General features: G+C 28.2%; 14 protein-coding genes and 1 pseudogene. 13 read left to right on the plus strand and 2 right to left on the minus strand.

Features of this window, described 5'->3' with window-relative positions:
• The first annotated feature begins 34 nt into the window (after positions 1 to 34).
• A complete protein-coding gene (locus tag CHL78_RS03395) occupies positions 35 to 1,297 on the plus strand; it encodes a cytosine deaminase (RefSeq protein ID WP_094368732.1) in 1,263 nt (420 codons plus the stop codon).
• A gap of 100 nt (positions 1,298 to 1,397) precedes the next feature.
• A pseudogene (locus CHL78_RS03400) lies at positions 1,398 to 1,727 on the plus strand (ferritin-like domain-containing protein); the annotation flags it as partial.
• A 78-nt stretch (positions 1,728 to 1,805) separates the two neighbouring features.
• Here CHL78_RS03400 and CHL78_RS03405 read toward each other — a convergent pair.
• A complete protein-coding gene (locus tag CHL78_RS03405; RefSeq protein ID WP_094368733.1) occupies positions 1,806 to 2,636 on the minus strand; it encodes a PIG-L family deacetylase in 831 nt (276 codons plus the stop codon).
• A 315-nt stretch (positions 2,637 to 2,951) separates the two neighbouring features.
• Between CHL78_RS03405 and CHL78_RS03410 the strand changes: the two genes are divergently transcribed.
• The 10 genes from CHL78_RS03410 (at position 2,952) to murJ (ending at position 14,227) form a co-directional block, all read left to right on the plus strand.
• On the plus strand, positions 2,952 to 3,563 hold the full coding sequence (locus tag CHL78_RS03410; protein WP_094368178.1) for a methyltransferase: 612 nt from the start codon (positions 2,952 to 2,954) through the stop codon (positions 3,561 to 3,563).
• Positions 3,564 to 3,660: 97 nt separating this feature from the next.
• Positions 3,661 to 5,757, plus strand: coding sequence for a DEAD/DEAH box helicase (locus CHL78_RS03415; RefSeq protein ID WP_094368177.1), 2,097 nt, complete (start codon positions 3,661 to 3,663; stop codon positions 5,755 to 5,757).
• Between the two features lie 344 nt (positions 5,758 to 6,101).
• The gene (gltS, locus tag CHL78_RS03420; protein ID WP_199533979.1) at positions 6,102 to 7,376 is read left to right on the plus strand and encodes a sodium/glutamate symporter; all 1,275 of its coding nucleotides are present in this window, start codon (positions 6,102 to 6,104) and stop codon (positions 7,374 to 7,376) included.
• Between the two features lie 159 nt (positions 7,377 to 7,535).
• Complete coding sequence (gene gltS / locus CHL78_RS03425) at positions 7,536 to 8,798, plus strand: sodium/glutamate symporter (protein ID WP_199533980.1); 1,263 nt, start codon at positions 7,536 to 7,538, stop codon at positions 8,796 to 8,798.
• A gap of 36 nt (positions 8,799 to 8,834) precedes the next feature.
• Entirely contained in the window at positions 8,835 to 9,731 is an 897-nt protein-coding gene (gene ftcD / locus CHL78_RS03430) for a glutamate formimidoyltransferase (RefSeq protein ID WP_094368176.1), read from the plus strand.
• A 78-nt stretch (positions 9,732 to 9,809) separates the two neighbouring features.
• Entirely contained in the window at positions 9,810 to 10,424 is a 615-nt protein-coding gene (locus CHL78_RS03435; RefSeq protein ID WP_199533981.1) for a HutD family protein, read from the plus strand.
• A 132-nt stretch (positions 10,425 to 10,556) separates the two neighbouring features.
• Positions 10,557 to 11,093 (plus strand): LemA family protein, encoded by a 537-nt coding sequence (locus tag CHL78_RS03440; RefSeq protein WP_094368174.1) that lies wholly within the window; start codon positions 10,557 to 10,559, stop codon positions 11,091 to 11,093.
• A 163-nt stretch (positions 11,094 to 11,256) separates the two neighbouring features.
• Positions 11,257 to 12,228, plus strand: a complete 972-nt coding sequence (locus CHL78_RS03445) for an HD domain-containing protein (protein WP_094368173.1) — start codon at positions 11,257 to 11,259, stop codon at positions 12,226 to 12,228.
• A 243-nt stretch (positions 12,229 to 12,471) separates the two neighbouring features.
• On the plus strand, positions 12,472 to 12,654 hold the full coding sequence (locus CHL78_RS03450; protein WP_094368172.1) for a hypothetical protein: 183 nt from the start codon (positions 12,472 to 12,474) through the stop codon (positions 12,652 to 12,654).
• A 28-nt stretch (positions 12,655 to 12,682) separates the two neighbouring features.
• Positions 12,683 to 14,227, plus strand: a complete 1,545-nt coding sequence (gene murJ / locus CHL78_RS03455) for a murein biosynthesis integral membrane protein MurJ (protein WP_094368171.1) — start codon at positions 12,683 to 12,685, stop codon at positions 14,225 to 14,227.
• Positions 14,228 to 14,258: 31 nt separating this feature from the next.
• On the opposite strand, the gene CHL78_RS03460 is transcribed toward murJ, so the two are convergent.
• Positions 14,259 to 14,819, minus strand: a complete 561-nt coding sequence (locus tag CHL78_RS03460) for a CD3073 family putative ECF transporter S component (protein ID WP_094368170.1) — start codon at positions 14,817 to 14,819, stop codon at positions 14,259 to 14,261.
• Between the two features lie 186 nt (positions 14,820 to 15,005).
• Between CHL78_RS03460 and CHL78_RS03465 the strand changes: the two genes are divergently transcribed.
• Entirely contained in the window at positions 15,006 to 15,761 is a 756-nt protein-coding gene (locus CHL78_RS03465; protein WP_094368169.1) for an AAA family ATPase, read from the plus strand.
• Positions 15,762 to 15,968 lie beyond the last annotated feature (207 nt).

The raw sequence follows: 15,968 nt of genomic DNA on the forward strand, positions 1-15,968 counted from the left end.
TTTTAAATAATAAATGTATCTTAGGAGGACAAATATGTTAATCAGAAATGCAAAATTAAGAGATAGAGACAACTTAGTAGACATATTAATAGAAGATGGAATAATAACTAAAATAGAGACAAGTATAGAACAATATGATGAAGAAATCATAGATGCTAAAGGATTTTTAGTTGTTCCACCATTTATAGAACCACATGTTCACTTAGATACAACATTAACTGCTGGTGAGCCAAGATGGAATGAAAGTGGAACCTTATTTGAAGGAATTGCATGCTGGTCTGAAAGAAAAGAGTTTTTAACTATTGAAGATGTAAAATCTAGAGCGAGAAAAGCTATAACTTGGCAGGTTGCTAATGGTATACAATTTATAAGAACTCATGTTGATACAACAGATCCAAATTTAACAGCTATAAAAGCTATGGTAGAATTAAGAGAAGAGTTAAAGGATTATGTAACTCTTCAAATAGTGGCATTCCCTCAGGAAGGAATATTATCATATCCAAATGGTTTAGAATTATTAGAAGAAGCTTTAAAACTTGGTGCGGATGTAATAGGTGCGATACCACATTTCGAATTCACAAGAGAATATGGTGTTGAATCTATAAATAAGATGTTTGAGTTAGCAAAAAAGTATGACGTGTTAATAGATGTACACTGTGATGAAATAGATGATGAACAATCGAGATTTGTAGAAGTACTTGCAACTCGTGCTTATGAAAATAATATGGGTGAAAAAGTAACAGCAAGTCATACAACAGCAATGCATTCGTATAATGGAGCTTATGCATATAAATTATTTAGGCTTTTAAAGATGAGTGGAATAAACTTTGTTGCAAATCCACTTGTAAATATACACCTTCAAGGTAGATTTGATACTTATCCAAAAAGAAGAGGTATAACAAGAGTTAAAGAGATGGTAGAATCAGAGATAAATGTATGTTTTGGACATGATGATATAATGGATCCTTGGAATCCGCTTGGAACTGGAAATATGTTACAAGTTCTTCATATGGGACTTCATGTTTGCCAAATGATGGGGTATGGTCAAATAAATGAATCAATAGATCTAATAACAAATAATAGTGCAAGGACACTTAATATACAAGACAAGTACGGAATAGAATTAGGAAAGCCTGGTAACTTAATAGTATTACCAGCAGAAAATGGATATGATGCTGTAAGAAGACAAGTCCCAGTTTATTATTCAATTAGGGAAGGTAGAGTTATATCTCATACAAGCTTAAGTGAAACAACTGTAACTTTTGAAGAAGCTGAAAAAATAGATTTTCAAAAATAATGAGTAAAGGGCATATCAATATATGCCCTTTTATATTATAAAAATAGTTCAATGTGTTTGAATCGAGACTTGTCGGGTATATATATACTATCTTAAATATGGAATATATTTAGCAATGAGTAGACAAGCTGATAGAGAAGGATATCCAGAGGTTGCTGAAGCTTACCAAAGAATAGCATTTGAAGAAGCTGAGCATGCTGCTAAATTTGCTGAATTATTAGGTGAAGTAGTAGTAGCAGATACAAAAGCTAATTTACAAGCTAGAGTAGAAGCTGAGTACGGAGCAACTGAAGGAAAATTAAAAATAGCAAAAAAAGCTAAAGAATTAGGATTAGATGCAATACATGATACAGTTCATGAAATGTGTAAAGATGAAGCTAGACATGGTAAAGCATTCTTAGGTCTATTAGAAAGATATTTTGGAAAGTAAGCTTAATAAATTAATATAAATCCCTTTATACAAAACTAGAAAAGCTACCTATTGGGTAGCTTTTCTAGTTTTGTATAATTATAAGCCTGTAGTATGAAGAATTGCTGGTACTGATTTTTGATCTACTAAATTATCAAAAGATTTATGATCAGATTTATAACCAATACCTTCACGACCTAAAGATTCATCTATTAATTTATATTGATCACAAGAGTTTTTAACTTTCTCATATTCTTCTTTCGAATCAGCCTTGTAAACTATTTTTTTTCCCATGGTTATTTGATTTGCAAACTTAGGCTTAACAAAATATTTTGCATCCTTAATTTGACCTGAGTTATATAAACTTTGTATAACCGAACCATTTTTTATATGTTGTAGATGATTATCAAGTTTATAAGTATGAGCTATATGAGTAACACTCTTAAATTTATGTTCAAATTCTAAAGCTACCTTTTCCATAAGACTAAAGTCAGTTGTATCAGATTTATTAATATCTGATAAAATAACTACATTTTCTTTTTTTACTCCCAATTTTTCAACTGAAGCTAAGAACTCTTTTTTTCTGTATTCTGTTTTTTCTTCTCTAGTTAAATCTTTATACTTTTCATTCTTTCTAAAAACTGATATACCAGATCCATTAGATACTTGAACAACAAATATATTATCTTGTCCTCTTTCTTTGATAGCTTCAACTATTGCACTTCCAGCCCATAAGACTTCATCATCTTGATGTTGAGGATAAAAGACCACATAGTCTTTAAATTGCATATTTAGATGATTGCTATAGCTACTAAAACCTGTAAGAGCTAGACCTGCACATAATACTATTGGTATAAATAATGATTTTTTTAATATGTTTTTATTTTTTAATTTAGATTTATTATTTTTTAGAATTTCTTTAAACTTCATTTTACTGTCTCCCTCTTAATAAGTTTATAAATATATAATATCAAATGAAACTTACATAATTATTTCATAAACATTAAGAAAATATTACATTTTATAAATAATAGAGACAAAATATTACAAAATTTTAATATTAGGAAATTAATTATTTATATATTGCTTGTATATCATTGGATATTAGCAACATAACATATCATTATATAATTTAAAAATAGAGATAATAAAGTAAAATATATAATACTTTAAGATTTAAGAAAATGATATAATATATTTGTTTATGTACTACATATTGACCTGCAAGTTTAGAAAGGAAAATAAATGAACGAACAATATTATGAAAAATTATTAAATATAAGAACATCTGGGGATCAAAAATGGGATGAAAAAACTACTCATTATCATCCATACGAACCAACATTATATTCAGCACTAGAAGTTTTATTTAAAGAATATACGATAAATAGAGAAGATCATATTGTGGATTTTGGTTGTGGCAAAGGGAGGCTGAATTTTTATATAAATTATTTTTATGAATCATACGTTACAGGTATAGAAATGAATAAAAAATTTTATGATGAAGCCATTGAGAATAAATATAGTTATTTAAAGAAGAAGAAAAATAGTAGCGATAAAATTAATTTTATATGTTGCTTTGCACAAGATTATGAAATACAAGCGATAGATAATAAATTTTATTTCTTTAATCCATTTTCATTGCAGATATTTATAAAAATTGTAGAAAATATTTTAAAGTCTTTTGAAAATAATCCAAGGAAAATTGAAATAATATTATACTATCCATCAGAGGATTATATATATTATTTAGAATACTGTACATCCTTTATCCTAAAACATGATATTATACTAGGGGAATTATATAAGCGAGATGATAGAGAGAGATTTGTGGTTTATGAGCTAGCATATTATTAAATATTTTTATATAATTACTGTAGAAATTATTTATGATAGTACAAGGCTTGACTATATAGGTTAAGGTTATAATAGATATGAAAGTAAGGTGATAATATTGAATTTAATTATAATAGAAGATATTATAAAAAATAATACAGAGAAGTCAAGATTTAATAGTGGGTTCACATCGTACAAAAGAAATTTAGTTATTAATGATTACGCAAATATTGAAGGTGATGTTATTACTTTTTATGGAACTGTAATAGATGAATATCATAGACAGAACTATACAAGTTTAATTATGATAAATCAAAAAACTAGAGCAATATTAAACATAAATTGTGATTGTAATGATTGCATATCAAAAAATAATAAGCCACAAATTTGTGCACACATAGTGGCGACAGCATTAAAAGGATTTGATGCTTTAAAGCATACCAATGATAATGAAGAAATATCTGAAGGAGTAACAATAATACCAGAGGTTACTTTAAATATAAGCCAGTCTAGAGGCGGATACCTAGGTCTGGACCTAGATATTTTTGGAGTAGATAAAATAGAATATAGAAGAATATTTAATTCATATAAAGAAAATAAAAAGCTTCATAGGTTATCAAATGGAAGCTATCTTGACTTGAAAGATGAACATTTGGTAAAAGCTTTCGATATAATAGATATCCTAGGTGTATTCAATGACTTTGAAAACATAAAAATCCCTAATAATAAAGCCATATTTTTAGATAGTTTAATACAAGAAGAAGACTTAAATTTTGTAAATGGAAGTAAATATATAAAAAATATATCTAAAAAATACAAAACTATTCCTAAGGAAAAGTATATAGTACCATCTACATTAAATGCTAAGCTTAGAGATTATCAGATTGATGGATTTAACTATTTTAAAACATTAGCACATTTTGAATTTGGAGGTATTCTAGCTGATGAGATGGGTCTTGGTAAAACAATACAAGCTATTACTTTTTTATTATCTCAAGAAAACAAAAAAAGTATAGTAATAACACCGACATCTCTAATACATAACTGGAAAAACGAATTTGATAAATTTGCTCCAAGTTTAAATATAGGAATAGTACATGGTAACAAGAGAGATAGAGAAAATATTCTTATCAATGTAGAAAATTATGATGTAATACTAACGACATACTCTACATTTAGAAATGATTTAGAAAAATATGATAATAAAATATTTGACTATTGTTTTATTGATGAAGCACAAAATATTAAAAATCCAGATTCATCAATAACAAAAACAATAAAAGAGATTAATGCAAAGATACGATTTGCTTTGACCGGAACACCTATTGAGAATAACTTATTAGAGCTTTGGTCTATATTTGATTTTGTAATGCCAGGCTATTTGTACAATCAAAATAAATTTAAAAGTATATTTATAAATAATGAAAAAAATATAAATAGCCTTAAGAGTTTGATTAAACCATTTATGCTTAGAAGAACGAAAAAAGAAGTAATTGAAGAGCTACCAGATAAAATAGAACAAAAATATTACATTGAGTTGGTTAAGGATCATAGAATAGCTTACAACAGCTATGTTAAGCTTATAAAGCAAAGAATAAAAGAAAATAGTCAAGATAATATGACTATTTTTTCATATTTAACAAAACTTAGGCAACTTACCTTAGCTCCAGAAATTATGGTTAAAAACTATAATGGAGATAATACAAAAATTGATGTATTATTGGAACTAATAAAAGATAATACTGACAAGAAGATACTAGTGTTTTCACAATTTACAAAGGTATTAAAGCTTATAGAAGATAATTTGATAAGAGAAGATATTTCGTACAGCTATTTAGATGGTAAAACTAGTGCTCCTAATAGAGTAAAGTTAGTAGAAGAGTTTAATACTTCCAATGAAAAGCAAGTATTTTTAATATCTTTAAAAGCAGGAGGAACAGGTTTAAACTTAACTAGTGCTAGTATGGTAGTACATTTTGATCCTTGGTGGAATCCTGCAGTTGAAGATCAAGCAAGTGATAGAGCTCATAGGATTGGGCAAAAAAATGCGGTCAATGTTATCAAGCTTGTTGCTAAAGACACAGTTGAAGGACGAGTTATAGAGTTACAAGAAAGTAAAAAAGATTTAATTGACGATATTATAGATGGAAATCTAGACAATAGTAGTGTACTTAAGGGGTTATCTAAAGATGATATTGTAGATTTGTTTATATAAAATACTATATAAAGTTTATTATGAAAAAAATATAAGAAAAGATGCATTAAGTAATAAGTGATGCATCTTTTTTTATTAAAAAATAAAAAGATTATAGTTTAAAAATGATGAATATTTTTATACTCTACGACTCAAATTGATACCTATAAATCTGAAATTTCAATGTTTTATACTATGTAAGTTATTGTATATATAATATTTATTTTTGATAAAAAATATATGATATGAAAATTAATAATTAAATAGATGGTAAAAAATATTGAAAATATTTAAAAAATTGATATAATTCTTATTAGGGAAAACGTTTTATAAAAATAGTTAGTATTGTTAAGGGGGAAAATTGTATGGGCTTTGAGTTATTAGATGGAAAAATGACATTAAATCTAGACTTAATAGCAACAGTGGCATTGGCAGTATTATTATTACTTTTAGGGAATTACCTTAGGAAAAAGAGCAAACTCTTAGATAAATTCTGTATACCAGGACCGGTAATTGGAGGACTTTTATTTGCTATAATAATGCTTTTATTAAAAACAAGTAATATATTAGAATTATCTATGGATACAACCCTTCAAACACCGTTTATGATTGCATTTTTTACAACAATAGGATTAGGAGCAAGTTTTGGTTTAATAAAAAAAGGAGGCAAACTATTAATAGTATATTGGCTTTTATGTGGTTTACTTTGTTTAGCACAGAGTACGATTGGTATTTTAGGAGCTAAATTTACTAATATAAACGAGCTTATGGGATTAATGTGTGGATCTATATCAATGGAAGGTGGGCATGCTGGAGTAGCTTCATTCGGGTCAACTATAGAAAGTTTAGGTGTTGATGGAGCTTTAATTATAGGAATGGCAGCGGCAACATTTGGAGTATTATGTGGAGGTCTTGTTGGTGGACCTGTATCTAGATACTTAATAGAGAAATATAACTTAAAACCAAATGAAGAATATAATCAAGAACGCAAGAATAGTAACTTTCCTAATGAAATTTCATGTACAGCAACTGCGACAGTAGAAGAAATAACAGGAATAACGTTTAGCGAGAACTTTAATTCAAATACAATGATGATTCAAATCGGAGTAATAGCAACATGTATGACTATAGGAAGTGTAGTTGGAAACTGGTTTACAAATACTACTGGAATTGCATTGCCTGGATATGTTGGAGCTATGTTTATAGCAGTAATATTTAGAAACTTAAATGATAAATTTAAATTTGTAGAACTAGATATGTATTCTATAGATATAATAAGTGATGTATGCCTAGGTATATTTTTAACTATGGCTTTAATGACTATAAAATTATGGGAGTTATCTGGATTAGCAGGACCATTAATATTAATAGTAATAGCTCAGGTTGTATTTATAGTACTATACTGTGTCTTTATTGCATTTAGAATATTAGGTAAAGATTTTGATGCAGCAATATTAGTAGCTGGTATGCTAGGACATGGATTGGGGGCTACTCCAAATGCATTAGCAAATATTAATTCAGTTACATCAAAATATGGTAAATCTGAAAAAGCGATGCTAATAGTACCCTTAGTGGGCTCATTTTTGGTAGAACTAATAGGGATACCTACAGCAGTTACGTTTATAAATTTATTTAGTTAAATATAAGAAGGTGTATTGATTGCTAATATAATTGATACGCCTTTAATAATACAATACAAAAAAATTCATAAATATGTTGAAAATATTATAAAAATTGCTATAATTCATGTTAGGAAAATGTTTTACATATAAATAAAACTTTTCACTAGGAGGATAAAAATGAGCTTTGAGTTACTAGATGGAAAAATGACATTAAATCTAGACTTAATAGCAACTGTTGCATTAGCATTATTATTACTACTATTAGGTAATTACTTAAGAAAGAAAATTAAGCTACTAGAAAAATTTTGCATACCAGGGCCAGTAATTGGCGGACTTTTATTTGCTATTATAATGCTTTTATTAAAGACAAGCAATATATTAGAAATATCTATGGACACAACTCTTCAATCACCATTTATGATCGCATTCTTTACAACTGTTGGACTAGGTGCAAGTTTTGCACTAGTTAAGAAAGGTGGAAAATTACTAATTGTATATTGGGTATTATGTGGAGGACTTTCAATAGCACAATGTTTGATAGGAGCATTTGGAGCGAAAATAACAAATATAAATCCGCTTATTGGATTAATGTGTGGCGCAATATCTATGGAAGGTGGACATGCAGCAGCAGCTACCTTTGGAGCTACAATAGAAGGGTTAGGAGTAAGTGGAGCTCTAACTATAGGAATGGCAGCAGCTACTTTTGGTGTAATGTGTGGAGGACTTGTAGGCGGTCCAGTAGCTAGATACTTAATAGATAAAAATGGATTAAAGCCAAGCGAAAATACTAAAGAAATAAGAGAAACAATCAAAACTTCAGGGGTGTCTGCTGTATCTGTAGAAGAAGTTGCAGGTATAACTCTAAGCGATTCATTTAATTCAAATACAATGATAGTTCAAATTGCTATTATTGCATCTTGTATGACTATAGGTAGTATAGTTGGAACATGGTTTTCTAATGTGACAGGAGTTGTTCTTCCTGGATATGTTGGAGCAATGTTTGCAGCCGTAATATTTAGAAATATAAATGATAAACTTAATATTGTTAATCTTGATTTATACTCTGTAGATATAATAAGCAATGTATGCTTGGGAATATTTTTAACTATGGCACTTATGACTATAAAACTATGGGAGTTGGCAGGATTAGCAGGTCCAATGATAATAATAGTAGCAACACAAGTTATATTTATTGTATTATATGGAATATTTGTTGCATTTAAATTATTAGGCAAAGATTTTGATGCAGCAATAATGGTTGCTGGTATGCTAGGTCATGGATTAGGGGCTACGCCTAATGCATTAGCAAATATAAATTCAGTCACATCTAGGTATGGCGACTCAGTAAAAGCTATGTTGATAGTACCTTTAGTAGGAGCCTTTTTAATAGACTTAGTAGCAATTCCTACTATTGTTACATTTATAAATATTTTTAGTTAGTTACAAACTATAATTTAAATCAGGGGGAGAAATAAAATGGCAAAAATAGTACAATGCGTTCCAAACTTTAGCGAGGGTGTAGATTTAGAAAAGATAGAGAAAATAGTAAGTCCTCTAAGAGGTAAAGCTGGAGTTAAGTTATTAAACTATGAAGCAGACAAAGATTATAATAGAGTTGTTGTTACTGTTATAGGAGAGCCACAAGCTGTAAAAAATGCGGTTATAGAGGCTATAGGAGTAGCGACTGAAGTTATAGATTTAAATGTACATAAAGGACAACATTCAAGATTTGGAGCAACAGATGTGTGTCCATTTATACCAATAAAAGATATGACTGTAGAAGAAGCTGTGGAGCTATCTAAAGAAGTAGGTCAAGAAGTTGCGAGTAAATACAATATACCAGTATTTTTATATGAACATTCAGCATCAAAACCTGAAAGACAAAACTTAGCAACTGTAAGAAAAGGTGAGTATGAAGGATTAGATGCTAAATTTGAAAATCCTGATTGGACTCCAGACTTTGGTGAAGCTAAAAAGCATCCAACAGCTGGAGCAATAGCAATAGGGGCAAGAAGACCTCTTATAGCTTACAATATAAACTTAGACACTCCAAATATAGAAATAGCTGCAAATATAGCAAAAACAATTAGACACTCTAGTGGTGGATATAGATACATTAAAGCTGGTCCAGTTGAAGTACCTGAAAGAAATATTACGCAAGTTACAATGAATTTAACAGACTATACTAAGACATCAATGTACAGAGCATTTGAAACAGTAAAAATGGAAGCTAGAAGATATGGTGTAAGTGTTACAGGAAGTGAAGTGGTAGGTCTTTGCCCAATGGAGGCATTAATAGATACAGCTTCTTACTACTTAGGGCTTGAAAACTTCTCATTGGATAAAGTATTAGAAACTAGTTTAATGGAATAGTAATATTATTAACAAATAGCCATCTGTATATTTTGTAATATATAGATGGCTATATTAATAAAGGGAGGTAGATTAAGCTTGAATAAGTATATTAAAGTTATTAAAAAAGGCGAGTTAGTAACTAGCAATTGGTCAGGAGGAACAACTACTCAATTGTACATATACCCAGAGGATTCGATTTATAATAAAAGAGATTTTAAGTGGAGGATAAGCTCAGCAAAGGTAGAACTTAATGAGTCTGAGTTTACAAAGTTGCCTAATATAAAACGTAAAATAATGATTCTAGATGGAGAACTATTGCTAGAACACAAAGGGCATCATAACGTAAAACTTAATAAGTTTGAACAAGACAGTTTTCTAGGAGATTGGAATACTAGAAGCTTTGGCAAGGTAATTGATTTTAATTTAATGTTAAACACAGATAGTGTAGGTGATATAGAACATATTCAACTCAATAATTGTATAGAGCTATCCTATGTTAGCAATAATAAAGAGTGTTATAATATAGCTCAAACTTTATACTGCCTAAATGGTAATATCAAAATTTTGCTTAACAATGACGAGGAAGTTATTTTAAATGATAAAGATTTGGCTGTTGTAAAATATAAATCAAAAGAAAATTTAAAGATAGAGCTTATAAACATAAATGAAGTATCGTCTGATATAATAAGATGCATAATATACTACAACTAGTTGAAATATGCATATGGAAATAGGAATATCTATATGATATATATAACTTTTTAAATAATAGTAAATATATTATGAATAAGTACAAATTTAAAACATATATAATAGGGATATTAATGTAGAGGGAGATTATATATGAGAAAAAAAATTGTAGCAATTATTGTACTTATATTAGTAATTATCATTGGATATTTAGGTTTTTATTATTCTAAAATATCTTCTTTAGAAAAGGATGTAAAAAAGCAATTCAGTGTTGTAGAGTCTAATCTTTCGAAATACTATGAAAATATTTCTAACTTTGCTAATCTAGTAGAAGAAATTGTACCGGATGAAAAGCTAGTAAATGAAGTTATTAAAAGTATAAAAAATAATTTAAATGAAGCAAATACTATTAATGAGAAAGTAAAAAAGGACAACAAATTGGAAAATGACTTAGTTAGACTTATGGTTATTAAAGATAGTTATACAGATATTGAATTAAATGAACAAGTAAATGCTATTGCTAAAGATTTAGTTGATGTGCAAGAAAGCATACATATGCAAAAGGAAAAATATAATATAAAGACTATTTTATATAACGACTTTATAACAAAGTTTCCAATAAATATTACAGCTAAACTATTTGGATTTGAGAAGCACAATATGTTTAAATTTATTACTACAGATAAGTAGAATATTTATATAAGATAAAGTTTTCAAGATGGATGAATGGTATATTCATCCATTTTTTATGTTTTAATATGATGAAATCTTCATGTTAAATTAAATGATATTTTATGTGGTTTATGATAAGATATAATTCTGGGCTATTATCATTTAAGTATTGGAGGAATTTATGAATATAAAAGATTCTATATATGGACAGTTTACTGTAGAACCAGTAATAAGAGAATTAATAAATACTAAGGAAATTCAGAGATTAAAAAATATTCATCAAGGAGGAGCCAGTTATCTTGTAAATCCACTTTGGAATGTAACTAGATATGATCACTCTATTGGGGTAATGCTACTTATTAGAATTATGGGTGGATGTGTTGAAGAGCAGATTGCGGGATTACTACATGATATATCTCATACGGCATTTTCGCATGTTGTAGATTTTACTCTAAATAATAGAGAAGAAAATTATCATGAGAAAATATTTGAGCAAGTTATATTAGACTCTGATATAGAGAATATATTAGATAGCTATGGATATGATTTTAAAGAAATAATGTTTAATGAATCAAAGTGGACAATTCTTGAGAAATCAGCACCGTCTATATGTGCAGATAGAGTAGATTATACTCTAAGAGATATGTTTCATTATGGGTTTATAACAAAGAAAGATATAGATGCATTTATAGAAAGTTTGAGCATAGTAAATGGAGAAATGGTGATTAAATCTTTAAAAAGTGCAGAATGGTTTGTAGATATTTATTACAAAGAAGTGATTGATTTCTTTATGGACCCCTTAAATGTATATGCCTATGATAGATTGTCAAAAGCATTAAAAATTGCTCTAGATTTGAAAGAGATGGATTTAGAAGATTTATTAAGAGATGATGACTATGTTCTTAATTTACTTAAAAAATCAACGTCTAAAGAAATTATAAAATTGATAGACTCTCTTAACTCTAATGTAAAAGTTAAAGAGGATAGTTGTAATTATGATATTCATCAAGTAAACAAGTTAAGAATTATTGACCCAAGTGTATTTATAGATGGTATAGTATGTAAAGCATCGGAACAATCTTTACTAGTAAAAACCTTAAATAAAAATGCATTAGATAAGTCAAAAGAGGGAGTTTATATAAAAATTTTATAGTAAGTTTATCTACATAAATTAAAAAATAACTATACTATAAAAAATTTTAATTAATAACTATTAAGATTTAATAGTTTTAGTTTATAATAGTAATATTAGTTAAAACTTAGAGTTGGTTAGTATATAATTTTACTCTTCATTATGTATTGAGATTTATCTACTTATATTGCTTAAAATATTGTATGTGTTTTAAGTAAATTACGTAAACTATTAACAATACCACAATGAAGGGAGACGTTATCATTGAAGAATCAAGATAAGTATAAAACGGAAAATAAAGATAATAAAATAGACGACTTAGATTATAATATTCTTGGGAATATATTTATAGGCAATTTACTAGATATGTCAGGAGATATAGACAATTCTGGACAAAATATTGCTATGTATTTGGAATCTGAGAATATAAAAAAAGCTAAGAAGTAAGTTTAAAGAAGTATAGGAGATAATAAATATGTCAAAAGTAGCAAAAGCAGCAGTAGGACTTATGGCTGCTACATTAATTGCAAAAATGCTTGGATTTGGTAGAGAACTTGCATTAGCATCTGCATATGGAGCATCTGGAACTAGTGATGCATTTTTAGTAGCTATGAATATTCCAGCAGTAATATTTACAGCAATAGGTACATCACTTGGAACTGCATTTATACCACTTTATTGCGATGTAAACTCTACTCAAGGAGAAAAAGCATCACTTAAGTTTACTAATAATGTTTTTAATATAGTTATTCTAATATGTATAGCCTTATCAGTAATAGGTGCAATATTTACAGAGCCAATAGTAAAATTATTTGCAGTAGGTTTTGAAGGTGAAACATTAGCACAAGCTGTATACTTTACAAGAGTACTTATATTAGGTCTTGCATTTTTAGGAATAAGTTATATTATGATGGCTTTCTTACAAGTAAAAGAGAACTTTATTATACCTGGTTTGATGCCAGTACCATATAACTTATTAATAATAATATCAATATTAGTGAGTGTAAAAATTAATCCAAACTTATTACCTTGGGGTACGTTATTTGGACTTTCATTACAATTTGTGTTCCAACTTCCATTTGCAATGAAGAAGGGATATAAATATAAGCCATATATAAATTTACGTGATGAGCATATAAAGAAGATGTTGTGGTTAGTAGCTCCAGTTTTAATAGGAGTAGCAGTTAATCAGATAAATACTATAGTAGATAGAACTATAGCATCTACATTGGTTGAAGGTAGTATATCTGCACTAAACTATGCTACAAAACTTAACCAATTTGTTATGGGGATGTTTATAGTATCTATATCTTCTGTGGTATATCCGATGTTATCTAAATTATCATCAGAAAATAATAAAGAAAAATTCAATAAATCTATAGTAACATCAGTAAATACAGTTACATTATTAGTAATACCAATATCAGTTGGTGCTATAATATTAGCTAATCCAATAGTTAAATTACTTTTCCAAAGAGGAGAATTTGATGCTAGAGCTACACAGATGACAGCAATAGCTCTTATATTCTATTCAATTGGTATGATTGGATTTGGTCTTAGAGATATTCTAGGAAAAGTATTTTATTCATTACAAGATACTAAGACACCAATGATAAATGGTATTATAGCTATGATACTAAATATAGTACTTAATGTTATGTTTGTTAGATACACTAACATGCAACTTGCAGGACTGGCATTTGCAACTAGTATATCAGCATTAGTAACAATAATATTATTATTTATAAGTTTAAGAAAAAAAATAGGTGCATTTGGAGGTAAGTCAATAGTATCTGCGATGGTTAAATCAATAATTTCAGCAGGACTAATGGCAATAGTTACTTCATTTGTTTATAATACAGTAGCAAACTTACTAGGAACTGGATTTATAAAAGAAGCTATAACATTAGTAGTTGCAGTAGGTGCAGGTGCGATAGTATACGGAATTAGCATTTTAGTTCTTAAAGTAGACGAAGTCAATGTAATTTTAGAAAAAGTTAAAAGTAGAATAAAAAAGTAATATAAAAAAAGACGAACCTAATTAGGTTCGTCTATTTACTTTTTGCTAACTTTAAATCATTAACAAAACTATTTGGTAGCCTAGAAATTAAAAATAATGCAATAATACAAGATAATGGTTTATCTATAATATTAGTTAAAATCCTTGGAATAAATGCGGATGTAAAGATTTTTTGGCCACTTTGCATTAGAAAACCAACTAAAATATCAGCTCCACTACCACTTAATCCACCAAATACTAATACTGAAATAGGTGTACCAATAAGTGGACATATTACCGCTAGTGCAATACCAGTAAGTATAGCAGTTTTATAGCTAAAACTATTTTTTCTGGAAATAAATCCAACAACAAGTCCTAAAATAATATTTACAAGTGCAAAAGGAATATTTGTTGGGCCAGAAATAACACCAAGTACAAGATTTGTACATCCACCAATTGCAGCCCCATACCAAGGACCTAGTACAAGTGATCCAATAATTGTACCAATAGTATCTAAAAAAAGAATAGGGATATTGATCATTTGTACAGTCATTCCTACAACTACATTTAATACTATACATATAGCACTAAATGTTAATAATCTAGTTTTCATAATCAGTTTCCTTTCGTATAATAGATTTATAAGCTTACATGTCTATTATATATAAATGGAAAACATATGTATAATTGACAAAAACTATAAAATAATATTATGTATAGACAAAAACTATAGTAAAATTTATATTAGCAATAAAAGATGAGTAAATAAGAATCTATATGATGTAAAGGGGTATAAATTATGGAGTCAGAGATAATAAATCAATTTATTAGGTCTTTGAATATAATACGAAAAGATAATAATGATAATAAATATCCATTTTGTTTACCTATAATAAGAAACTTGAATTCATTAAAATTTCATCCAAAGGTAACTTTTATTGTTGGTGAAAATGGAAGTGGAAAGTCAACTCTGCTTGAAGCAATAGCTGTAAATTATGGATTTAACCCAGAAGGGGGAACAAAGAATTTTAATTTTTCTACTATGGATAGTCATTCCGAATTATATGATTATATAAACTTAGTAAAAGGTATTAAAAAGCCTAAAGACGGATTTTTTCTAAGAGCTGAATCACTTTACAATGTAGCTTCAAACATAGATGAATTAGATAAAGAGTCGTGTGGTGGGCCTAAAATTATTGACTCCTATGGCGGAACATCTCTTCATAAGCAATCTCACGGGGAATCATTTTTTTCGATTTTTATAAATAAATTTTCAGAAAGAGGTTTATATATATTAGATGAACCGGAAGCGGCACTTTCACCTTCTAGGCAGATGGCTATGATAACAAGGATACATGAGCTTGTAAATAGTGGTAGTCAGTTTATTATTGCTACGCACTCTCCTATTCTTATGGCTTATCCAAATGCAATAATTTATGAAATAGATGACAAAGGAATTAAAGAGGTAGAATACGAAGAGAGTCAACACTATCAGATTACTAAAGCATTTCTAAGCAATACAAGTAAATTTCTAGATATATTAATTGATGAATAAAGAAAATTATAGAGAAATAGATACTAAATTATTTAAGAATATGAACAGCAGCTTATACAACATGTATAGTATAAGTTGTTGTTTTTTTATAAGATTATTTAATAATAAAAAAAGATTTTTGTATACAAATTTATTTTTTTAAGTAAAAAGTAGAATAAGAGAAAATAAATATCTAAACTTAAGAAATAAATTTATTTTAAATGGAAT

The organism is Romboutsia weinsteinii, from assembly GCF_002250835.2.
Taxonomy (GTDB): Bacteria; Bacillota; Clostridia; order Peptostreptococcales; family Peptostreptococcaceae; genus Romboutsia_A; species Romboutsia_A weinsteinii.

Coding starts and splice junctions, on each gene's coding strand:
- murJ (WP_094368171.1), top strand. CDS start 12,683: ATGTCAAAAGTAGCAAAAGCAGCAGTAGGACTTATGGCTGCTACATTA.
- CHL78_RS03410 (WP_094368178.1), top strand. CDS start 2,952: ATGAACGAACAATATTATGAAAAATTATTAAATATAAGAACATCTGGG.
- CHL78_RS03460 (WP_094368170.1), bottom strand. CDS start 14,819: ATGAAAACTAGATTATTAACATTTAGTGCTATATGTATAGTATTAAAT.
- gltS (WP_199533979.1), top strand. CDS start 6,102: ATGGGCTTTGAGTTATTAGATGGAAAAATGACATTAAATCTAGACTTA.
- ftcD (WP_094368176.1), top strand. CDS start 8,835: ATGGCAAAAATAGTACAATGCGTTCCAAACTTTAGCGAGGGTGTAGAT.
- CHL78_RS03445 (WP_094368173.1), top strand. CDS start 11,257: ATGAATATAAAAGATTCTATATATGGACAGTTTACTGTAGAACCAGTA.
- CHL78_RS03405 (WP_094368733.1), bottom strand. CDS start 2,636: ATGAAGTTTAAAGAAATTCTAAAAAATAATAAATCTAAATTAAAAAAT.
- CHL78_RS03395 (WP_094368732.1), top strand. CDS start 35: ATGTTAATCAGAAATGCAAAATTAAGAGATAGAGACAACTTAGTAGAC.
- CHL78_RS03465 (WP_094368169.1), top strand. CDS start 15,006: ATGGAGTCAGAGATAATAAATCAATTTATTAGGTCTTTGAATATAATA.
- gltS (WP_199533980.1), top strand. CDS start 7,536: ATGAGCTTTGAGTTACTAGATGGAAAAATGACATTAAATCTAGACTTA.
- CHL78_RS03440 (WP_094368174.1), top strand. CDS start 10,557: ATGAGAAAAAAAATTGTAGCAATTATTGTACTTATATTAGTAATTATC.